This is a genomic window from Paraburkholderia sp. RL17-383-BIF-A, from assembly GCF_046028015.1.
Classification (GTDB): domain Bacteria; phylum Pseudomonadota; class Gammaproteobacteria; order Burkholderiales; family Burkholderiaceae; genus Paraburkholderia.
In genome coordinates this window covers 82,820-104,957 of record NZ_JARESR010000004.1, presented here as the reverse complement: position 1 = coordinate 104,957, position 22,138 = coordinate 82,820, and the positions used below count along the sequence as shown (strand labels likewise).

Sequence of the window (22,138 nt, the reverse complement as noted above, 5' to 3'; positions counted from 1 at the left end):
CCGTAGCGTGTGGTTTTTAGCGGGCTCCAGGCCCGCTTTTTTTTCGCCTAGCCAAACGTTTGCGCAGTGCAGTAAGGCGCTTTTTAGAGTGCGTTAGCGGTTGTTTTGCAACTCTTGCGCCGGGCAAACGGTTGGTGTTCTGTTCTTCAATGACTGGTCCGTCGCGCCATTACGTCGCGCGCGGACCGGCCATTGACCGTCACGCCGTCTTGTCTTCCCGCAGCTTCAATTCGCTAATCATCCGTTCGCGCATGATGAACTTCTGCACCTTGCCGGTCACCGTCATGGGCAGCTCGTCGACGAAACGGATGTACTTCGGCACCTTGTAGTGCGCAATCTGACCTTGGCAGAACTGCTGGATCTCTTCCGCGGTAGCCTGCTCACCGGAGCGCAAGACAACCCACGCGCAAACCTCTTCGCCATACTTCGAGTCGGGCACACCGAACACCTGCACGCTCTGGATCTTCGGGTGACGGAACAGAAACTCCTCGATCTCGCGGGGATAGATGTTCTCGCCACCGCGAATCAGCATGTCCTTCAGGCGCCCGACGATATTGCAGTAGCCTTCAGCATCGAGCGTCGCCAGATCGCCGGTGTGCATCCAGCCGTCGACAATGCTTTCGCGTGTCTTGGTCTCGTCGTCCCAGTAGCCTTGCATCACCGAATAGCCGCGAGTGCACAGCTCGCCGGTTTCGCCCACCGGCACGATGTTCCCAAGGGGATCGACGATTTTCACCTCCAGATGCGGCTGGATGCGGCCCACCGTGGTCGTGCGCTTGTCGAGCGGGTCGGTGGTCGAACTCTGGAACGAGACCGGGCTGGTTTCCGTCATGCCGTAGGCGATGGTGATCTCCGCCAGATGCATCCTGGAGACCACCTTCTTCATGGTCTCGATCGGGCACGGCGAGCCCGCCATGATGCCGGTGCGCAGGCGCGACAGGTCGTAGGTGGCGAAGTCAGGGTGATCGAGTTCTGCGATGAACATGGTCGGCACGCCGTGCAGCGCTGTGCACTGCTCTTCCGCGACCGCGGCTAGCGTTGCCGCCGGGTCGAATCCCTCGCCGGGAAACACCATATTGGCGCCGACCGATACGCACGCCAGCACCGACAGCACCATGCCAAAGCAGTGATACAACGGCACCGGGATGCATAAGCCATCTTGTTCGGTCAGCCGCATCGCCATCGCGATGTAGCGCGCGTTGTTGACCACGTTGCGATGGGTCAGCGTCGCGCCCTTCGGATTGCCTGTCGTGCCGCTGGTGAACTGAATGTTGATCGGCTCGTGGCACGTAAGCGTGTCGCCGATGGCGTCCAGTTTTGGAACATCCAGCGCCGCTCGACCTTGTTCGATCACGTCGGAAAAGCTCAACATACCCGGCGTTTCGGTATCGCACATGCGAATCACGTAGCGCAGTTCGGGCAATCTCGACGCATGCAATTCTCCCGGCGCCTGCGTGGCCAGTTCGGGCGCGAGTTCCCGCAACATCTCCAGATACATGGAGGTCTTGAAACGCTCGGCCGCAATGATCGCCTTGCAACCGACCTTGTTCAGCGCGTATTCGAGCTCCGCGAGCCGGTATGCCGGATTGATATTGACCAGCACGGCGCCGATGCGCGCGGTCGCAAACTGGGTAAGCAACCATTCCACCCGATTCGGCGACCAGATGCCCACCCGGTCGCCTTTCACGATGCCGAGCGCGAGCAAACCGGCCGCCAACACGTCGACTTCTTCTGCGAACTCCTTCCATGTCCAGCGAATACGCTGCTCGCGAAACACCACGGCTGGACGATCCGGAAAGCGCTCCGCCGTATCGCGCAGAAACTGTCCAACTGTCGCGTCGCTCAACGGGATGTCGGTCTTACCGCGGACGTAAGACAGCCCGTCTTTGGGTTCGATGAGTGCACCTTCGCCTGACACGTGCGTTGCCATGGTGTTGTCTCCGTGAACTGAGCGGAAGCTCGCTTATTGAAATGAATTTGAAATCGATTGTGCCATCGGCATGTGTCCGTCAGGCATCAAGTCTTACCCGCAGCGCATCACCATCTATTAAAGCGTGGCATCCATCAATGCTCGACCACAATTTTGCTGACCTTTCCGTAAACGTCAATTAAAGGTCAAAAAAAAGCAGCCAAGAAGGCTGCTTTCTCTCTGATACGTGTTGCTTAGTGCTGACCGCGCAGCTTGCGCAGACGCTGAATCGCAGCGAGCTGAGCCGTCGCATACGCCAGTTCCGCTTGCGCGGTCGCGTATTCGAGGTTCGAACCCGTGTTCTGCAGCGCTTCTTCCGCACGCTTGCGTGCATCTTCAGCCTTGGCTTCGTCGAGATCCTTGCCGCGGATCGCCGTGTCGGCGAGAACCGTCACAGCGCCCGGCTGGATTTCGAGAATGCCGCCGGCGACGAAAACAAACTCTTCCTCGCCATTTTCAGCTTCGATTCGCACCGCACCCGGACGAATCCGCGTGATGAGCGGCGTGTGTCCCGGCAGAATGCCGAGTTCACCCGCTTCGCCCGGCAGCGCGACGAACTTCGCCTGACCCGAGAAGATCTGCTCTTCCGCGCTGACGACGTCTACCTTGATTGTTGCCATAAGTGTCGACTCCTGTGACGACCAGAGTTGGCGCTTTAGCGCTTACTCGGGTCCCCTGCAAAGCTCGACGAGAGCGAGCGCTTTAACGCTTACTGTCGTCCCATGCAAGGCTGGGTTGAGCGTATTAAGAGGCGCCGGCTTTGCGATCCCGATACCTTTAATAGTATCCGTTCCGCGCGAGAACCGACGCCCGCTTCGTTACACCCGACCTTTACTGGATCTTCTTGGCCTTTTCGAAGGCTTCGTCGATCGTGCCGACCATGTAGAACGCCTGTTCCGGCAGGTGGTCGCATTCGCCTTCAACGATCATCTTGAAGCCACGAATCGTTTCCTTCAGCGGCACGTACTTGCCCGGCGAGCCCGTGAACACTTCAGCGACGTGGAACGGCTGCGACAGGAAACGCTGGATCTTACGAGCGCGCGCCACGGCGAGCTTGTCTTCCGGCGCCAGTTCGTCCATGCCCAGAATCGCGATAATGTCGCGCAGTTCCTTGTAGCGCTGCAGCGTTTGCTGCACGCCGCGCGTGATCGAGTAGTGCTCTTCACCGATCACGTTCGGGTCGATCTGACGCGAGGTCGAATCGAGCGGGTCGACTGCCGGGTAGATACCCAACGAAGCGATGTCACGCGACAACACAACGGTTGCGTCCAAGTGGCCGAAAGTCGTAGCCGGCGACGGGTCGGTCAAGTCATCCGCAGGGACGTACACGGCCTGAACCGACGTGATCGAGCCGGTCTTGGTCGACGTAATACGCTCTTGCAGCTTACCCATTTCTTCAGCCAGCGTCGGCTGATAGCCCACTGCCGACGGCATACGGCCGAGCAGTGCCGACACTTCCGTGCCTGCCAGCGTGAAACGGTAGATGTTGTCCACGAAGAACAGCACGTCGAGACCTTCGTCACGGAAGTGCTCAGCCATCGTCAGACCGGTCAGCGCGACGCGCAGACGGTTGCCCGGCGGCTCGTTCATCTGGCCGTACACCAGCGCGACCTTGTCGAGAACGTTCGAGTCCTTCATTTCGTGATAGAAGTCGTTCCCTTCACGGGTACGTTCGCCAACACCGGCGAACACGGAGTAACCACCGTGTTCCTTCGCGATGTTGTTGATCAGTTCCATCATGTTCACGGTTTTGCCCACGCCGGCGCCACCGAACAGACCAACCTTACCGCCCTTGGCGAACGGGCAGATCAGGTCGATAACCTTGATGCCGGTTTCAAGCAGTTCCGTCGACGGCGACAGTTCGTCGAACGCCGGAGCCTTCTGGTGAATGCCGCGAACCACGTCCGAGTTGATCGGGCCGGCTTCGTCGATCGGGCGACCCAGAACGTCCATGATCCGGCCGAGGGTCGGCTTGCCGACCGGCACGCTGATCGGCTTGCCGGTATTCTTCACGACCGTGCCGCGGCGCAGACCGTCCGATGCACCCAGACAGATGGTACGGACGACGCCGTCGCCCAGCTGTTGCTGGACTTCGAGGGTCAGTTCCGAACCTTCGAGAATGAGCGCGTCGTAAATCTTCGGCATGTGGTCACGCGGGAATTCCACGTCGATCACCGCGCCGATGCACTGTACGATCTTGCCTTCTACCAAAGCAGTAGTACTCATCGCTTTTCCTTTAGATACTCAATTCTTCACTCGCGCAAAGGCGCAATTTCGATGGGGCCGCTCAGGTGGGTGCGCCACGAAGGCGCACACGAAGCGGCGTGTTTGACCGTTAAGGTCAGACTGCCGCCGCGCCACCGACGATTTCCGACAGTTCTTTCGTGATCGCGGCCTGACGGCTCTTGTTGTACACGAGCTGCAGTTCGTTGATGACCGTCTTCGCGTTGTCCGAAGCGGCCTTCATCGCAACCATCCGTGCCGACTGTTCCGATGCCATGTTTTCCGCGACGGCCTGATAGACCAGCGCTTCGACATAACGCACCAGCAGTTCGTCCACCACTGCCTGCGCGTCCGGCTCGTAGATGTAGTCCCACTGCGTGCTCGGCGTCGTGCCGTCTTCTTCCTTGCGCTCGAACTGATCTGCCGACAGCGGCAGCAGTTGCTCGATCACCGGCTCCTGCTTCATCGTATTGACGAAGCGCGTGTACGCCAGGTACACCGCCGAAACCTTGCCTTCCGAGTACAGGTCGAGTTGCACCTTCACCGCGCCGATCAGCTTTTCCAGATGCGGCGTGTCGCCCAGATGCACGACATTCGACACCACCTTGGCGCGCAGACGGTTCAGGAAACCCAGACCCTTGGTGCCGATCGCAGTTGCTTCGATCGTCTTGCCCTGGCCTTCCAGTTCCTTGAACTTCTGCAGCGACGCGCGCAGCACGTTGGTGTTCATGCCGCCGCACAAACCTTTATCGGTCGTGACGAGGATGATGCCGGCCGTCTTCGCGCCTTCGTTCGACACCATGAACGGGTGACGATACTCCGGGTTCGCACGGCTCATGTGTGCAGCGATATCGCGGACCTTGTCAGCATACGGGCGAGCAGCGCGCATACGCTCTTGAGCGCGGCGCATCTTCGATGCGGCCACCATCTCCATCGCTTTCGTGATCTTGCGCGTGTTTTGCACGCTCTTGATCTTGCCGCGAATTTCCTTCATTCCAGCCATTGCTTGCTCCTTGTCGGCCCGAGTTGCCGCTTTAGCGGTTACTCGGGTCCCATGCAAAGCGATCGAAGCAGCACGGGTTCAGTTTCCTGCGGCCCGCGCCGCTTCAAGGTCCGTTTATGCCTTGCGGGTCACTCGCGGATCAATAAGCGCCGGACTTCTTGAAGTCTTTGAGGGCCGTGTGCAGCAGGCCTTCGTCGTCCTTCGAGAGTTCCTTGGTGTCTTCGACGCGCTTGATCAGGTCAGCGTGCTTCGACTTCAGGTAGTCGCGCAGGCCCTTTTCGAACGGCAGCACTTGCGAAACTTCCAGATCGTCGAGGTAACCGTTGTTCGCTGCGAACAGCGCGACAGCCAGTTCCCACACTTGCAGCGGCTGATATTGCGGCTGCTTCAGCAGCTCCGTCACGCGGCGGCCGCGTTCCAGTTGCTTGCGGGTTGCTTCGTCGAGATCCGACGCGAACTGCGCGAACGCGGCCAGTTCACGGTACTGCGCGAGGTCGGTACGGATACCGCCCGAAAGCTTCTTCACGACCTTCGTTTGAGCCGCGCCACCGACGCGCGACACCGACACGCCGGCGTTAATTGCCGGGCGGATACCTGCGTTGAAGAGGTCGGTTTCCAGGAAGATCTGGCCGTCGGTAATCGAGATCACGTTCGTCGGAACGAATGCGGTCACGTCGCCTGCTTGCGTTTCAATGACCGGCAGTGCCGTCAGCGAACCGCTCTTGCCCTTCACTTCACCGTTCGTGAACTTCTCGACGTAGTCTTCCGACACGCGAGCCGCACGTTCCAGGAGACGCGAGTGCAGATAGAACACGTCACCCGGGTAAGCTTCACGGCCCGGCGGACGGCGCAGCAGCAGCGAGATCTGACGGTATGCCCAAGCTTGCTTGGTCAAGTCGTCATAAACGATCAGTGCGTCTTGACCGCGGTCGCGGAAGTATTCGCCCATCGTGCAGCCGGCGTACGGTGCCAGGTACTGCATGGCAGCCGATTCCGAAGCCGAAGCGGCCACGACGATCGTGTATTCGAGCGCGCCGGTTTCTTCCAGCTTGCGCACCACGTTCATGATCGACGAAGCCTTCTGGCCGATCGCGACGTAGATACAGAAGAGGTTCTTGCCCTTCTGGTTGATGATCGTGTCGACTGCGACTGCGGTCTTGCCGCACTGGCGGTCGCCGATGATCAGCTCACGCTGGCCACGGCCAACCGGCACCATCGCGTCGATCGACTTCAGACCGGTTTGGACCGGTTCCGAAACCGACTTACGCCAGATCACGCCCGGAGCAATCTTTTCGATTGCGTCGGTCTTCTTCGCGTTGATCGGGCCCTTGCCGTCGATCGGGTTGCCGAGCGCGTCGACCACGCGGCCGAGCAGTTCCGGACCCACCGGCACTTCCAGAATACGGCCCGTCGTCTTGACGACGTCGCCTTCCGAAATGTGTTCGTACTCACCCAGAATCACGGCGCCGACCGAGTCGCGCTCGAGGTTCAGTGCGAGACCGAAGGTGTTGCCCGGGAATTCGAGCATTTCGCCCTGCATCACTTCCGACAGGCCGTGGATGCGCACGATACCGTCGGTCACGGAGATCACAGTGCCCTGGTTGCGAACGTCTGCGCTCGCTTCAAGGCCCTGGATCCGGCTCTTGATCAGCTCGCTGATCTCAGAGGGATTGAGTTGCATTATTCGCTCCTGATAGTCAATTCTGTTGCGTGCCAGCCGCTTCAGCGCCTTGGGCGCTTCAGGCCGTCAGAGCCGTCTGCATGCTGGCAAGCCGCGCGCGGACCGAGGTATCGAGCACTTCGTCGCCGACCGTCACGCGCACGCCGCCGATCAACGACGAGTCGACTTCGATCGTCGGCTTCAGCTTGCGTTTGAACTTGCGTTCGAGACTTGCGACGAGGTCATTCAACTGCGCGCCTTCGAGCGGGAATGCGCTGACGATCAGCACATCGGCCGCCCCTTCGCGGGCGTTCTTCAACTCTTCGAACTGCACGGCGATTTCCGGCAGCAATTGCAGGCGATGGTTGTCCACCAGCATTTGCACCAGATTCTTCGCTTGTGCGTTGTCCTTGAGCGGCGACTTGACCGCGGTGAGCAGCAGTTCGCTGACCTGGGCGCGGCTTACTTTCGGGCTCGAGGCGATCGACAGCACTTCGGGCAGACGCGCAACCTGTGCCAGCTCCTGCACGAGCGTGGACCAGGCGGCGATGTCACCAGCTTCGGCCACGCCAAACAGCGCTTCTGCGTACGGACGGGCGATGGTTGCAAGTTCGGCCATGATCAGAGCTCGGCTTTCAGTTGATTCAGCAGGTCAGCGTGAGCTGCCTGGTCGACTTCGCGCTTCAGGATCTGTTCAGCGCCCTTCACGGCGAGTGCAGCAACTTCGCCGCGCAGCGTTTCGCGCGCTTTCACGACTTGCTGTTCCGCGTCGGCCTTCGCTTGCGCGATGATGCGAGCGGCTTCAGCTTGTGCTTGAGCCTTGATTTCGTCAGCGACTGCCACAGCGCGCTTTTCCGCGTCAGCAATACGTTGCTGACCGTCGTTGCGTGCCTGAGCGAGTTCCTGGTCGACGCGCTTGTGAGCGGCTTCGAGTTCTGCCTTGCCCTTTTCAGCAGCCGACAAACCGTCAGCAATCTTCTTCGAGCGCTCGTCGAGGGCGTTGATCAGCGGCGGCCACACGAACTTCATCGTGAACCACGCGAGGATCAGGAACACGACCATTTGCGCAAACAGGGTTGCGTTGAGATTCACGGTGTTTCCTTAAACGTTGCTAGTTCGGAAAGTGAAACGGCAAGGCGCTCATCGATTCTGTGTTCGATCAGCGCCCGAGTGCCCGTTCCGCCCTGCGCCCTCACTAGTTATAGCTCAGGCGCAAACTTCCGAGGAACCTCAGCCTGCCAGCTTCGACAGCAGCGGGTTCGCGAACGCAAACAGCATTGCCACACCAACGCCAATCAGGAACGCCGCATCGATCAGACCAGCCAGCAGGAACATCTTGGTTTGCAGCGGGTTCATCAGTTCAGGCTGACGTGCACATGCTTCGATGTACTTGCCGCCCATCAGGCCGATACCGATACAGGCGCCGATTGCACCCAGGCCGATGATGATGCCGATACCGATGGCGGTCAGACCCTGGATGTTGGCGATGAAAGCTTGCATGATCACTCCTTTGTGAAAAGTCTTTTAGAACTGGTTGGAACTGGGATTTAAAAAACGATGATTCTTTGTCGACGGCGCAGGTTAGTGCGTGTCGTGTGCCTGGCCGATGTACACCAGCGTCAGCATCATGAAAATGAACGCCTGCAGCAGAACGATCAGGATGTGGAAAATTGCCCACACGCTGCCGGCGATCACGTGGCCGATGAAGCCAAGCACCGTCGTGTCCGCGCCGAAGCTCCAGATGCTGCCGAGCAGGGCAATCAGCAGGAACAACAGTTCGCCCGCGTACATGTTGCCGAACAGCCGCATGCCGAGCGAGACCGTCTTCGCGACGAACTCGATGATGTTCAGTGCAAGGTTCGGGATCCACAGCAACGGATGTGCGCCGAACGGAGCGGACAGCAGTTCATGCACGAAACCGCCGGCGCCCTTGATCTTGAAGTTGTAGTAAATCATCAGCGCGAACACACCGAGTGCGATGCCGAGCGTGCCGTTCAGGTCGGCGGTCGGCACGATGCGGTGGTGCGGGATGACTTCGGAAAGACCCAGCCAGCCAATCACGTGGCCCGGCAGGTCGACAGGGATAAAGTCGAGCGAGTTCATCAGCGCGACCCAGACGAACACGGTCAGGGCCAACGGTGCGATGAAGGTGCGCGTGCCGTGGATCATCGACTTCGATTGATCCTCGACCATCTCCACCAGCATTTCGATCGCGCACTGGAAACGGCCCGGCACGCCGGACGTTGCCTTGCGGGCAGCGAGATGCAGGATGAAGATCGTGGCCAGACCGCAAACGATCGACCAGAAAAGGGTGTCCAGATTCCACACGTGAATGTCGAAAATCGACGTCTGGTGCGCGGTGGAAAAGTTCTGCAAGTGGTGCGCGATGTACTCGGACGGATCCATTGCGCGCGTGCCTTCGCTAGCTGCCATATCGTTAAAGCCACCCAAATTGTCGAAAATCGTCTTAGGCCGTTCCCGCTGCAATTCTGTATTGCGGGAACACGCCGGGTGCGGACCGTGTCATATCCGCACACCTGTTGCCGGCGCTGCGCGCCGGCCTGAATTTTTTGCTGCTACTTTTTTGCTGCCACTTTTGTTGCTGCTACCTTAGCGCCAGGCCAAGGCAATCCAGTACGTCTTGAGCGCGATGAGGTAGGTCACGAGCAGCGGAACCCAGCGTACGTCGTGATACCAGAAGGCGATGGCTACGAACATCGCGATCGTTGTCCCCATTTTGAGCGCTTCGCCGATCATCCAGCTCATGACTGTTTCGGCGCCGCTCAGCGTTCTAAGCCGTGCCGCGAACAACGCGCCCGGCACCCAGCAGATCGCTCCTCCCAGGAACGCGGACAGCGCAGCAGCGCCCGGCGGCTTGTAGAACAGCCACCACACCAGCGTAGCACCCAGGGACAAAGCCATTTGCGCTGCCACGACCTTGAAAGGCGTAACGCGCGATGGACGGCTCACGTTGGGACCAAACAGCTTTTCAGCTTCAGCCCGCGTGAGCGGAACGATATTGTTATCTTGCTGCTCGACATCCCACGCTTCATCAGGTGTCGCTTGCTGACCGGTGGACGCAACGGAATCTTTGCGTTCAGCGCGGTGTTCGTCGTGCCCATTCTTCGGCGCTTGATTCGACGTTTTGACCGCCATCGCAGTGTTCCGAAAGTCTTGTTCCAGCCCGCGAGCTTACGCTGCCATTACGGGGTTGCCGTGCAATTAAATCCGGGCGATTGTAAGCGATAGTTGCAGGCAATTCAAGACTTTAGGCCGTTCAATAACCGGCGTGAAAAGCCTCCTCACGATGCGGGAACAGCTGCCTGGCGGTACGAAACACGTCAAATGTAAGGCTGTCGGGGGGCGTCAAATCATGCGGTTTGGATCAAGCGACTTTGCACTCGCCGACAGGTCGTTTAAACGCAGTAGCAGACGTCTCGAAAATGCAACAAACGCCGATTTTTGCCTCCGCAGGTGGACATACGGGTTGGCACCAGTTAGGCGGCGACTCGGCGCGAGCGTATTCGGAAACTCGTGTGTGTCGATGACAAGAGGGATCGCCGTAATCACACCGCCGCGCCGAATGAATGGGCGACCGAGAACGGCATGCGCTTTCGCCTTTCGTTTCGGGCACGCCCTACTTCGTGAATTCATCAGCGCGGAGTTGGTGACGCGACCGCTCTCGGGATGCTTGACGCGAATCAGGCGGCATTGCAAACGCATCGGCGCTCGGCATCGCCCCAACGGCGCGATCAGACCAATATATCAGCGATCCTGATTATTTATCGCCGCATTTATTTAGGAATCCATTAAATATAGGCCGTTTGACATGCATCAAGTCGGGCCCAATCTCTATGTGTTTGCAACTCGCCAGGAAAGCTGCGGCGCCAGAGGCGCACAGCGCACCAAATAGCTTGCGATCGGCATTAAGCCTGATCGCAAGCCTTCGGTGCCGCTTACGTTCAACGCGCCGATCAGGCGGCGGTGGCGTTGCCGCGCAACCTCACCAAGATGCCTTCCAGCGCGTCCAGATCGCCGAAGTCCACCAGTACCTGCCCTCGCCCGCGTCGGCCGAGTTTGATCTTGACCGTCGCCGCCAGCAAATCCGACAACTCTTCTTCGAGTCGTCGCGTATCACGACCACCGTCCGGATTCGCACGCGCCTTCACTGCTGGCGCGGCTTTGGTCGTCGTCGTTACCAGCTTTTCGGTTTCGCGCACCGACATGCGCTTGTTGATAACCTGGTTGGCCAGCGTAATCTGCGTTGCAGCGTCGACGGCCAACAGCGCGCGGGCGTGCCCCATGTCGAGATCGCCGGCCAGCAGCATCGTCTGTACGGGCGACGCCAGATTGAGCAAGCGCAGCAGATTCGACACGGCACTACGCGATCGGCCGACCGACTCCGCCGCCTGTTCGTGCGTGAAATTGAACTCGTCGAGCAAGCGCTGGATGCCCTGCGCTTCTTCCAGCGGATTCAGATCTTCGCGCTGAATATTCTCGATCAGCGCCATCGCGGCAGCGGCCTGGTCCGGCACGTTCTTCACCAGCACCGGCACTTCGTCGAGACCTGCGAGACGCGCCGCGCGGAAACGCCGCTCGCCGGCAATGATCTCGTACTTGTCCGCGGAGACGGGCCGCACGAGAATCGGCTGCATCAAGCCCTGCGCCCGGATGCTGGCCGCCAGTTCCTGCAATGCGCCTTCATCCATACGCGTACGCGGCTGGTATTTGCCCGCCTGCAACTTGCTGAGTGGCAGCACGTTCGGAGCACCCTCTATCGTCACCGCCTCGGTGATGTCCGCAGTGCCGCCAAGCAATGCTTCCAGGCCTCGTCCCAACCCCTTCTTTCTCGCTACTGCGTTCATCGTGCTTTCCCGATCCACTTAGGATGCCTGGGGCGCGTCATTCAATGCGCGCACCCGCTCAATCATTTCCGCGCCGAACTGCACGTACGCTTGCGCGCCGCGCGATGCCCTGTCGAACACCACGCCCGGCAAACCATAGCTGGGCGCCTCGGCGAGGCGCACGTTGCGCGGGATCACGGCGTCGAACACCTTGTCACCAAAATGCTCTTTCAACTGATCTGAGACTTGCTGTTGCAACGTGATACGCGGATCGAACATGACGCGCAGCAGGCCGATCACTTTCAGGTCACGGTTGAGGTTCGCGTGCACCTGCTTGATCGTGTTGACCAGGTCTGACAAGCCTTCGAGAGCGAAGTACTCGCACTGCATCGGAATCACCACGCCGTGTGCGGCGCACAGGCCGTTGAGCGTGAGCAGCGACAAAGCCGGCGGACAGTCGATCAGCACAAAATCGTATTCGTTTTCGACTGCCGCGAGCGCGACCTTCAATTGACGTTCGCGATTCTGCACGCTGACCAACTCGACCTCGGCGCCGGCGAGTTCACGGTTCGCCGGGAGCACGTCGTAACCAACGGCTTCGGGCCGCACTCGCGCATCGGCCACCGCGACGCCATCCACCAGCACTTCGTAGACCGTGTTCGCGCACGCGGCTTTGTCGATGCCGCTACCCATCGTGGCGTTGCCTTGCGGGTCCAGGTCGATGAGAAGGACTCGCTGTCCCTGCGCTGCCAAGCTCGCGGCCAGATTGACTGTGGTCGTCGTTTTACCGACGCCGCCCTTCTGGTTCGCAACGCAGAAGATTTTTGCCATCGTTGGTGTGTCCCTTTTGCTGCTTGGATAAAGTGAAAATCATGGGTGATACAGGGTGCGGATGCATGACAAGCCTGAGCGCGCCGCTAGCTGCCGGCATCCACCAAAACCTTGATCAGGTGTCGCTCGGCGTCGAGCGACGGCACGTTCAGCCGAATAACCTGTTCCACGTGGGCGCCAGCCGGCAAACGTTCGATCTCGCCGTCCGGGCGTACGCCCTTCATTGCCCAGATCGCACCCTGCTCCGCAACGAGATGACGGGCCAGTGTAACGAAATCCGCGAGTTCTGCGAATGCGCGCGAGACAATTACGTCGAACTTTGCCGGTACTTCGGCGCCCGGCTGCAAAGTCTCGACTCGGCCGGTCACCACCGAGAGATTCGCAAGGCCGAGCTCCGCCTTGGCCTGAGCCTGGAACGCCGTTTTTTTATGAACGATGTCGTTCACCGTCACCATCCACTCCGGCAAAACAATCGACAGCACAATGCCCGGCAAACCGCCACCGGAGCCGACATCGAGTACCGAGGACGGCCCGAGCGGAGCCAGATGCGGCACGATCGAAAGCGAGTCCAGAATGTGCTGAATCAGCATCTGCCGCGGATCGCGGATCGCCGTGAGGTTATAGACGGCGTTCCACTTCGACAGCAACGCGACGTAGTCGAGCAGCTTGCCGAGTTGCGTGTCGCTCAGATCGAGGCCGAGCTCGCGCACGCCCTCTGTGAGCAGCGGCGCCAACGCCTCCCTACCGCTTCCCTTCTGGCCTACCGTCATTGCGTCACCGGCGTGCTGTCGGTGCCCGGCTCAGTGGGTTTCGCCGGACGACGACCCAAACCACGCTTCAAATGGACCATAAGCAGCGAGATGGCCGCCGGCGTAATGCCGGAGATGCGCGAGGCCTGACCAATGGTTTCAGGGCGGAACTGCGTCAGCTTCTGGCGCGCTTCGAAGGAAAGGCCCCGGACTTCCGCGTAATCCAATCCTTCAGGTAGACGCGTGCTTTCGTGCGCCTCGTTCCGCTCAATCTCTCCCGCCTGACGGTCAATGTAGCCCTGATATTTGATCCCGATCTCGATCTGCTCCTTGATCTGGGCAAGCAGAACGTCGTCTTCCGCCAACGTTTCAGGCGCAGCGCAAGCACCGGCACGCAACCCGCAAACACCGTCGTAAGACACACCCGGGCGGCGCAGCAGATCCGCCAGGCTGTACTCGTGATCGATTGGCTTGCCGAGCAAAGCCGTCGCCTCGTCAGCCGATAACGTCTTAGGATTGACCCACGTGGCGCGAAGGCGCTCTGTTTCACGTGAAACAGCGTCGCGTTTGCGGCTGAAGGCATCCCACCGAACGTCATCCACCACGCCCAGCTCGCGGCCGATCTCAGTCAAACGCATATCCGCATTGTCTTCACGGAGGCTCAGGCGATATTCGGCACGGCTCGTAAACATGCGATACGGCTCCGACACGCCACGCGTAACCAGATCGTCGACCAACACGCCAAGGTAAGCCTGATCGCGCCGAGGGCACCATGCTTCCTTACCTTGCACGTACAGACCCGCGTTGATCCCAGCCAGCAAACCCTGCGCGGCGGCTTCTTCATAGCCAGTCGTGCCGTTGATCTGACCGGCGAAGAACAACCCGTTAATGACTTTCGTTTCCAGCGAAGCCTTCAGTCCACGTGGATCGAAGTAGTCGTACTCGATCGCATAGCCCGGCCGGAGGATATGCGCATGCTCCAACCCGCGCATCGAACGCACCAACTCCAGCTGGACATCGAACGGCAGGCTCGTGGAGATCCCATTCGGGTAAAACTCGTTGGTGGTCAGCCCTTCAGGCTCAAGGAAGATCTGATGCGATTCCTTCGATGCGAATCGGTGAATCTTGTCTTCGATCGATGGGCAATACCGCGGCCCCACCCCTTCGATCACGCCGGTGTACATGGGCGAACGATCGAGGCCGCCGCGAATGATGTCGTGCGTCCGCTCGTTGGTGTGCGTAACCCAACACGGCACCTGCCGCGGATGCTGCTCAACACGCCCCAGAAACGAGAACACTGGCACCGGATCCAGATCGCCCGGCTGCTCTTCGAGTTGGGAAAAGTCGATGGTGCGGCCGTCGATACGAGGAGGCGTCCCGGTCTTCAACCGACCTTGCGGCAGCTTCAATTCCTTGAGACGCGCCGACAACGACACGGACGCCGGATCACCAGCACGGCCCCCCGTATAGTTGTTCAAACCCACGTGAATCTTGCCGTCGAGGAAGGTCCCAGCCGTCAGCACCACCGCGCGCGAACGGAAACGGATCCCCACCTGCGTGACAGCGCCAACCACTCGGTCACCTTCCACCATCAGGTCATCAACCGCTTGCTGGAACAACCAGAGATTCGGCTGATTCTCCAGCCGATGCCGGATAGCCTGCTTGTACAGTAAACGGTCGGCCTGAGCGCGCGTCGCACGGACGGCCGGGCCCTTCGACGAATTCAGGATGCGGAATTGAATGCCGCCCTCGTCCGTCGCGGCCGCCATTGCACCGCCGAGCGCGTCGACTTCCTTAACCAGATGGCCCTTGCCAATACCGCCAATCGACGGGTTGCAGCTCATCTGGCCGAGCGTTTCGATGTTGTGGGTCAGCAGGAGCGTCGTATTGCCCATGCGTGCTGAAGCCAACGCGGCTTCCGTGCCGGCATGACCGCCGCCGACGACGATTACGTCAAATTCTGTGGGAAAGAGCATCGCGGATCTCACGCCAGATCATCGCGTGAGCCTTTCAAAGGAAATGTATGGGCGAATTATAACGGGTTCGGTTTAGGCCCGAATTTCGTCCGAACGGCCAACCCATAAAAAAAGCGGTGTGTTTCACGTGAAACACACCGCTTTAATCGTCGGCGATCAGCGTAGAGCGGGAGCGTTACGCCACTTTTTTGGCCAGCCCAAGGTACGTTTCGATCACGCGCGGATTCTGCGCCAGGTCTGCCGCCGGCCCTTCCAGCGCCAGTTCGCCCGTCTCCAACACATAACCGTAGTCGGAGATTTGCAACGCGGCTCGGGCGTTCTGCTCGATCAGCAGCGTGGCTACGCCGGTCTGCCGTAGCGCGCTGATGATGTGGAAGATTTCTTTTACGATCAGCGGCGCAAGGCCAAGACTCGGCTCGTCCAGCATGAGCAGATCGGGCTTGCCCATCAATGCCCGGCCCACCGCAAGCATTTGCCGTTCACCACCCGATAAGGTGCCGGCCGCCTGCTTGCGGCGCTCCTTCAGTCGTGGAAACAGCGTGAAGACCGGCTCAAGTTGGTCGAGAAAGTTGCGCTCCCCTGCCCGCTTGCGACGGTAAGCGCCGAGCACGAGGTTGTCCTCGACCGTCATCGAAGCAAACAGCTCGCGCTTTTCCGGCACAAGGCACATGCCGCGCGCGACACGTTTCTCGACCGGCACGGCGCTGACATCTTCGCCTCGATACACCACGGCGCCCTTGGCATGACCCGTGGTCGGCAGTGCACCCATGATCGCGTTCAGCAGCGTGGACTTGCCCGCGCCATTCGGGCCGATCACCGAGACGATCTGCCCAGCCCGCACCTTGATCGCCGCGCCGTGCAGCGCCTCGACCTTGCCATAGCGGACCGACAATCCGTCTACGTCGAGAATGGGATCAGCAGCATTCATCGTGTTCTCCATCACTCCACCCCACCGAGATACGCTTCCAGCACAGCCGGATCCTGTTGTACGTCTTGCGGCAAACCTTCCGCGATCCGGGTCCCGAACTCCATGACCACCAGCCGGTCGGTGAGATTCATCACGAAATCCATGTCGTGCTCAACCAGCAGCACGCTCATGCCTTCCGCCTTGAGGCGACGCAGCAGATCGGCCAGCTGGAGTTTTTCCTGATAACGAAGACCGGCGGCCGGCTCATCCAGCAACAACAGCGTCGGGTCGCAGCACAATGCGCGTGCGATTTCGAGAATCCGCTGCTGTCCCAAGGCAAGACTGCCCGCCTCGTCATACATGTGCTGTTCCAGGCCGACGCGGCGAATCTGGCGCGCGGCTTCGGCCATCAAGCGCGCTTCTTCCGCGCTGTTCAGGCGCACGACGCTACGCCATACGCCCGCCTGCCCCCGCAGATGTGCGCCGATCGCGACGTTCTCGAGCACCGTCATTCCCGGCAGCAGCTTGACGTGCTGGAAGGTGCGGCCAATCCCGCGCTTGACGATTTCACGTGAACTCAACGAATCGATTCGCTCGCCACGGAACTTGATCTCGCCGCTGGTCGCTTGCAGCACGCCGGTGACAAGATTAAACGTCGTCGACTTGCCGGCGCCGTTCGGCCCGATCAAGCCGATGATCTGCCCTGCTTTCACCTCAAAGCTGACGTCGTTCACCGCGACCAGACCGCCAAATTGCTTGCGCGCCTTGTTCACCGTCAGCAGATCTTCACCGGCCTCCGGCTTGCTGCGCTGCGGCAACGGTTCGGCATGGTCGGCCAAATGGGCACGCGGACCTTTCGGGAAAAAGCGCGCGACAAACGGCCATACGCCTTGGCGCGCGTACTGCAGCAGCAGCACCATCAAGATGCCGAATACGATCACTTCGAAGTTGCCGTTCTCACCCAGCAGCTTGGGTAGCAGCGTTTGCAGATAATCCTGCAGCACTGTCAGGATCGCCGCACCGAGCACGGCGCCCCAGACATGCGACACCCCGCCCACCACCGCCATGAACAGGAACTCGATACCGTGATTCAGTCCAAACGGCGTCGGGTTCACCGCGCGTTGCAGGTGGGCGTAGAGAAAGCCCGACACCGAAGCCAGCACCGCCGCGTAGACAAAGATCACCACGCGCATCCATCCGGTGTTCACGCCCATCGCTTCGGCCATCATGCCGCCGCCGCGCAGCGCGCGGATTGCTCGTCCCGGCCGACTATTAAGCAGATTCTGAACGGAAATCACCGCACCCAGCACGACCACCCAGATCAGGTAATAGATATGGCGCCCGGACTCCAGGTTGATGCCGAAAACATTCAGCACAGGAATTCCGTTGATGCCGTCGTACTTGCCCAGCATTTCAAGATTGCCGAACAGGTAGAACAGCGCGAGCCCCCACGCGATCGTCCCGAGCGGCAAAAAGTGCCCGGACAGACGCATCGTCACCAACCCGAGCATCAACGCGATCAGGGCCGTCACCACCACGCCCGCGATCAGCGCGAGCCACGGCGAGACGCCGTATCGCGTCGTCAGATACGCGGTCGCGTAGGCGCCGATGCCGACAAACGCGGCCTGGCCAAAGCTCGTCATTCCGCCGATACCGGTCAGCAGCACCAAGCCGATCGCCACGATCGAATACAGGCCGATGTAGTTGAGCAGCGTCACCCAATATTCCGGCACGTGAATCGGTTGCGGCAATACGGGTAGCGCGAACAGCACCACGAGGAACAACCAGAAGAACTTGTTTTGCATGATCCGTTTCATCGCGTCACTCCTCGTCCTCTTCGGTGTGCGGGCTGGCAAGACTTCGCCAGAGCAGCACCGGAATGATCAGCGTGAACACGATCACTTCTTTATAAGCACTCGCCCAGAACGACGAATACGACTCCAGCAGACCGACCAGGATCGAGCCCGCAGCCGCCAGCGGATAACTGACGAGGCCGCCGATAATCGCCCCCACGAAGCCCTTCAAGCCGATCAGGAAGCCCGAGTCGTAGTAGATGGTGGTGAGGGGTGCGACGAGGATGCCGCACAGCGCACCGAGGCCCGCCGCCAGCGTGAAGGCGAGACGCCCCGCTTGCGTCGTGCCGATGCCGACAAGCCGTGCGCCGAGCCGGTTCACCGACGTTGCGCGCAACGCCTTGCCAGAGATCGAGCGGTCGAAGTACAGATACAGCGCACCGATCAACACGACCGCCGTGCCGACGACCCACAAGCTCTGCCCGGAGATCGACAGGCTGCCCACGTTGAAGGTCGCGTCGGAAAACGCCGTGGTGCGCGAACCCTCCGCACCGAACATCACGAGACCCAGGCCGACCATCGCGAAGTGCACCGCCACCGCCACGATCAGCAGCAGCAGCGTGGACGCCTCCGCGATCGGCTCATACGCAAGCCGGTAAACATACGGTCCCATCGGAATCACGATCAGCAGCGTCAACGCGATCTGCGCGATCATCGGCAGCGTATGCATGAAAACGCCCTGCGTGAGCGCGTAGACCGCGATCGGAAACAGCAGGTATTTGCCGACCAGCATGACCAGCGTGCGCGCCGCATGCCGGCGCCGCTCGGGATGGCGTACCAGCCCCGCTACCTCGACGACGAAGCAGGCCGCGCCCATCGCCATCAGCAGCCAGCAGGTGGCCGGAAATTTCTGTGTCTGTAGCGCGGCGAGCGTCAGCGCGCCGTACGAAACAAACTCCCCCTGCGGGATGAAGATCACCCGCGTCACGGAGAACACCAACACCAGCGCGAGCGCGAGCAGCGCGTAGATCGCGCCGGTGGTGATACCGTCCTGCGCGAGGATCGCCGCAATTGATAGATCCATACTTCCTCGTCCTGAAGCGTCGTAATCGAAACTGGGAAACCGTCGTGGCGGCAGAACTCGCGGCCGTCCGCGGACCCGCAATGCCTGAAAAGGCGACCGCCGCGCCGGAACACGGCGCGGCGGTCGATGCCATTGTCATCGAACAGAATGGCAATGCGGCGTCACATGCCGCACGTTGCGCGAGAGGCGCGTACCGCTTTTATGCTTAGTCGTTCTGCAGCTTCCACTTGCCGTCGACGATCTGCACGATCACGCGTGCGCGCTTGTCGAGGCCGTTGTGGTCGGTCGTGGTGGTGTTCATGATGCCGTGCGAAACCGGCAGCTCCTTGATGTTCTCAAGTGCACCGCGCAGTGCCACGCGGAACGCTTCCGTGCCCGGCTGCGCCGTCTTCAGCGCGACGGGAATCGCTGCTTGCAACATCTGGCCGGCGTCCCATGCGTGACCGCCAAACGTCGCCACCGAGCCCGCGCCATACGCTTTCTCGTACGCCGCTTTGTAGGCCAGCGACGACTTCTTCACCGGGTTCGAGTCAGGCAGTTGATCCGCCACGAGAATCGGGCCAGCCGGCAGGAATTCGCCTTCGCAATCCTTGCCGCACACGCGCAGGAAGTCGTTATTGGCAACGCCGTGCGTCTGGTAGACCTTGCCCTTGTAGCCGCGCTCCTTGAGCGTCTTGGCTGGCAATGCCGACGGCGTGCCCGCACCCGCGATCAGGACCGCGTCGGGGTTCGCGCCAATCGTCTTCAGCACCTGGCCCGTGACCGATGCGTCGGTGCGGTTGAAGCGCTCGTTGGAGACGATCTTCAGATTGTGCGCGGCGGCCGCAGCGGTAAAGACGTTATTCCAGCCGTCGCCGTACGCATCCGCGAAGCCGATGAAGCCCACGGTTTTCACGCCGTGATGCTCCATATAGTCGGCGATGGCGTCAGCCATCAGGCTGTCGTTTTGCGGCGGTTTGAAGGCCCATGCGCGCTTCGCGTCCATCGGCGAAATGATCGCCGCCGATGCCGCCAGCGAGATCACCGGCGTCTTGCCTTCGGAAGCGGCGTCGAGCATGGCCAGCGAATTCGGCGTGACGGTCGAGCCGATGATCGCGTCGACGTGGTCTTCGTCGATCAGCTTGCGCGTGTTCTGCACGGCCTTGCCCGTGTCCGATGCGTCGTCGAGAACGATGTACTGCACGGTCTTGCCGCCGATCTCTTTCGGCAACAGCGCAATCGTGTTCTTTTCAGGAATCCCGAGCGATGCGGCCGGCCCCGTCGTAGAAAGTGTCACGCCGATTTTCACCTGGGCGAACGCCACGCCCGCGCCACACATCAACGCCATGGCGATGCCGGTGCGTACCCATTGCTTTGTCTTTTTCATTGCAAGTCTCCAAACGCTTTGAAGCGCGTATCTGTAATCCGACTCACGGGCCGGGTGTCTGAATCTAGTTATCGGGTGGAGGCGTGCCAAGCATGGTTTTCCCTGCTCAGCGCGGATGCCTTCGCCGCTTTGGTGCCACTCCTTTGCTACGTACGACGGCTGCAAACTGCTGCGAAATCCTGCGAACAAAACACTAACATGTTAGTAGTATTGCGTTCTGCATGAACGACGGTCAATAGACCGCAACCCAAATACGGGTTTGTCCTGAAGCCGCGCAACCACACTTTTTCACGTGAAGCGGACAATAAAAAAGACGCGTCAACTGCACGCGTCTTTTTCTATGAGGTTCCGTATCGCTTCGCCCTCGCTCAGTCGCCGGACAACTTCCACTTGCCGCCGACAATCTCCACCATCACGCGCGCCCGCTGGTCGAGGCCAGAGTGGTCATTCGCGCTCATGTTGAAGATGCCGTGCGACGCGGGCATGTCTTTGGTGCTTTCCAGCGCTGCGCGCAACGCCTCGCGGAACGCAGGCGTGCCCGGCTGCCCCTTCTTCAGCGCCAGCGGAATCGCGCGTTGCAGCAGCAAGCCGGCGTCCCATGCGTGCCCGCCGAAAGTCGACACCGAGCCGGCGCCGTAAGCGGTTTCGTACGCGCGCTTATAGGCGAGCGCGCTCTTCTTCACCGGATTTGAATCGGGCAATTGATCCGCGACCAGCAACGGGCCGGCGGGCAGATACGTACCTTCGCAATCCTTGCCGCACACGCGCAGGAAGTCGTTGTTGGCGACGCCGTGCGTCTGATAGTACTTGCCCTTGTAGCCACGCTCCTTGAGCGTTTTCTGCGGCAGCGCAGCCGGTGTGCCCGCGCCTGCGATCAGCACCGCATCGGGATTCTGCGACATGACCTTCAGCACCTGGCCGGTCACCGAAGCATCATTGCGCGCGAAGCGTTCGTTCGCGACGATCTTGATCTTCGCGAGGTCCGCTGCCTTGCCGAATTCCTTGAACCAGCTCTCGCCGTAAGCGTCCGAGAAGCCGATAAACGCGACCGTCTTCACGCCGTGATTCGACATGTGCTGCGCGATCGCGGTTGCCATCAGAATGTCGTTTTGCGGCGTTTTGAAGACCCACGCGCGCTTCGCATCCATCGGCTCGACAATGCTTGCCGCGGCGGCCATGGAGATCATGGGCGTAGTGGTTTCTGCAGCGACGTCGATCATGGCCAGCGAGTTCGGCACGACGGTCGAGCCGATCAGCGCATCCACGTGATCTTCGCTGGTGAGCTTGCGGGTGTTCTTGACGGCCTGAGTCGAATCAGTGGCGTCGTCGAGCACGATGTATTCGATCTTCTGGCCCGCCACTTCTTTAGGCAGGAGCGCAATCGTGTTCTTTTCCGGGATACCGAGCGACGCGGCAGGACCCGTTGCCGACACGGTCACGCCGATTTTCACGTCTGCGAACGCATGGCCGCTCCATGCCGCAGTGATTCCAGTGGCGACCAATGCCGCGCTGATCCAACGCAATGCCGACTTCATCCCGCTCCTCTGTCTACCCCGTTATTCATTCGAATCTAAATCCGTGGATTTAAATCCCGACCCAGCGGTCGGTGAATAGCGAGTTTAGCGGCGGAAGCCACGCGCTGCAAGCGTTTTGCAGGGTTGTGCGCTGCGAAATAGAGACAAGTCCGGTGAATAAAAAGGGTCACCGAATTAGCGGGGAATTCGAATAGCGAA

Annotated in this window: 19 protein-coding genes; all 19 read right to left on the bottom strand. The window is 60.2% G+C overall.

The genetic code is table 11. The annotated features are described in order from the left end of the window. Positions 1-199: 199 nt before the first annotated feature. Positions 200-1,930: an AMP-binding protein gene (locus P0D71_RS06195; protein WP_408299771.1), complete on the bottom strand. Its 1,731-nt coding sequence runs from the start codon at positions 1,928-1,930 to the stop codon at positions 200-202. A 233-nt stretch (positions 1,931-2,163) separates the two neighbouring features. Continuing rightward, on the bottom strand, positions 2,164-2,589 hold the full coding sequence (locus tag P0D71_RS06190) for a F0F1 ATP synthase subunit epsilon (protein WP_007180027.1): 426 nt from the start codon (positions 2,587-2,589) through the stop codon (positions 2,164-2,166). Positions 2,590-2,800: 211 nt separating this feature from the next. Then, positions 2,801-4,195, bottom strand: coding sequence for a F0F1 ATP synthase subunit beta (atpD, locus tag P0D71_RS06185; RefSeq protein WP_091797865.1), 1,395 nt, complete (start codon positions 4,193-4,195; stop codon positions 2,801-2,803). 115 nt (positions 4,196-4,310) lie between these two features. Continuing rightward, a complete protein-coding gene (gene atpG / locus P0D71_RS06180) occupies positions 4,311-5,195 on the bottom strand; it encodes a F0F1 ATP synthase subunit gamma (RefSeq protein WP_011490290.1) in 885 nt (294 codons plus the stop codon). 139 nt (positions 5,196-5,334) lie between these two features. Beyond that, a complete protein-coding gene (atpA, locus tag P0D71_RS06175; protein WP_091797860.1) occupies positions 5,335-6,876 on the bottom strand; it encodes a F0F1 ATP synthase subunit alpha in 1,542 nt (513 codons plus the stop codon). Between the two features lie 58 nt (positions 6,877-6,934). Continuing rightward, positions 6,935-7,474 (bottom strand): F0F1 ATP synthase subunit delta, encoded by a 540-nt coding sequence (locus P0D71_RS06170; protein WP_091797857.1) that lies wholly within the window; start codon positions 7,472-7,474, stop codon positions 6,935-6,937. Positions 7,475-7,476: 2 nt separating this feature from the next. Further along, a complete protein-coding gene (locus tag P0D71_RS06165) occupies positions 7,477-7,947 on the bottom strand; it encodes a F0F1 ATP synthase subunit B (RefSeq protein WP_006050845.1) in 471 nt (156 codons plus the stop codon). 138 nt (positions 7,948-8,085) lie between these two features. Next, positions 8,086-8,355: a F0F1 ATP synthase subunit C gene (atpE, locus tag P0D71_RS06160; protein WP_007180033.1), complete on the bottom strand. Its 270-nt coding sequence runs from the start codon at positions 8,353-8,355 to the stop codon at positions 8,086-8,088. 81 nt (positions 8,356-8,436) lie between these two features. After that, a complete protein-coding gene (atpB, locus tag P0D71_RS06155; RefSeq protein WP_091797855.1) occupies positions 8,437-9,288 on the bottom strand; it encodes a F0F1 ATP synthase subunit A in 852 nt (283 codons plus the stop codon). Between the two features lie 177 nt (positions 9,289-9,465). Further along, positions 9,466-10,011, bottom strand: coding sequence for an ATP synthase subunit I (locus P0D71_RS06150; protein ID WP_091797852.1), 546 nt, complete (start codon positions 10,009-10,011; stop codon positions 9,466-9,468). Positions 10,012-10,829: 818 nt separating this feature from the next. Continuing rightward, positions 10,830-11,720: a ParB/RepB/Spo0J family partition protein gene (locus P0D71_RS06145; RefSeq protein ID WP_408479491.1), complete on the bottom strand. Its 891-nt coding sequence runs from the start codon at positions 11,718-11,720 to the stop codon at positions 10,830-10,832. Between the two features lie 18 nt (positions 11,721-11,738). Beyond that, positions 11,739-12,530, bottom strand: a complete 792-nt coding sequence (locus P0D71_RS06140; RefSeq protein WP_091797847.1) for a ParA family protein — start codon at positions 12,528-12,530, stop codon at positions 11,739-11,741. Positions 12,531-12,616: 86 nt separating this feature from the next. After that, the gene (rsmG, locus tag P0D71_RS06135; protein ID WP_408479490.1) at positions 12,617-13,300 is read right to left on the bottom strand and encodes a 16S rRNA (guanine(527)-N(7))-methyltransferase RsmG; all 684 of its coding nucleotides are present in this window, start codon (positions 13,298-13,300) and stop codon (positions 12,617-12,619) included. Then, a complete protein-coding gene (gene mnmG / locus P0D71_RS06130) occupies positions 13,297-15,255 on the bottom strand; it encodes a tRNA uridine-5-carboxymethylaminomethyl(34) synthesis enzyme MnmG (RefSeq protein ID WP_408479489.1) in 1,959 nt (652 codons plus the stop codon). Before mnmG ends, rsmG begins: the two co-directional genes overlap by 4 nt. A gap of 175 nt (positions 15,256-15,430) precedes the next feature. Continuing rightward, entirely contained in the window at positions 15,431-16,183 is a 753-nt protein-coding gene (locus P0D71_RS06125) for an ABC transporter ATP-binding protein (RefSeq protein WP_177205050.1), read from the bottom strand. 11 nt (positions 16,184-16,194) lie between these two features. Further along, entirely contained in the window at positions 16,195-17,979 is a 1,785-nt protein-coding gene (locus P0D71_RS06120) for a branched-chain amino acid ABC transporter ATP-binding protein/permease (protein WP_408479488.1), read from the bottom strand. A gap of 4 nt (positions 17,980-17,983) precedes the next feature. Then, positions 17,984-19,039, bottom strand: coding sequence for a branched-chain amino acid ABC transporter permease (locus P0D71_RS06115; protein WP_091797831.1), 1,056 nt, complete (start codon positions 19,037-19,039; stop codon positions 17,984-17,986). Between the two features lie 205 nt (positions 19,040-19,244). After that, the gene (locus tag P0D71_RS06110; protein WP_408479487.1) at positions 19,245-20,405 is read right to left on the bottom strand and encodes an ABC transporter substrate-binding protein; all 1,161 of its coding nucleotides are present in this window, start codon (positions 20,403-20,405) and stop codon (positions 19,245-19,247) included. 368 nt (positions 20,406-20,773) lie between these two features. Continuing rightward, positions 20,774-21,940, bottom strand: coding sequence for an ABC transporter substrate-binding protein (locus P0D71_RS06105; RefSeq protein WP_091797826.1), 1,167 nt, complete (start codon positions 21,938-21,940; stop codon positions 20,774-20,776). Between the last annotated feature and the right edge of the window lie 198 nt (positions 21,941-22,138).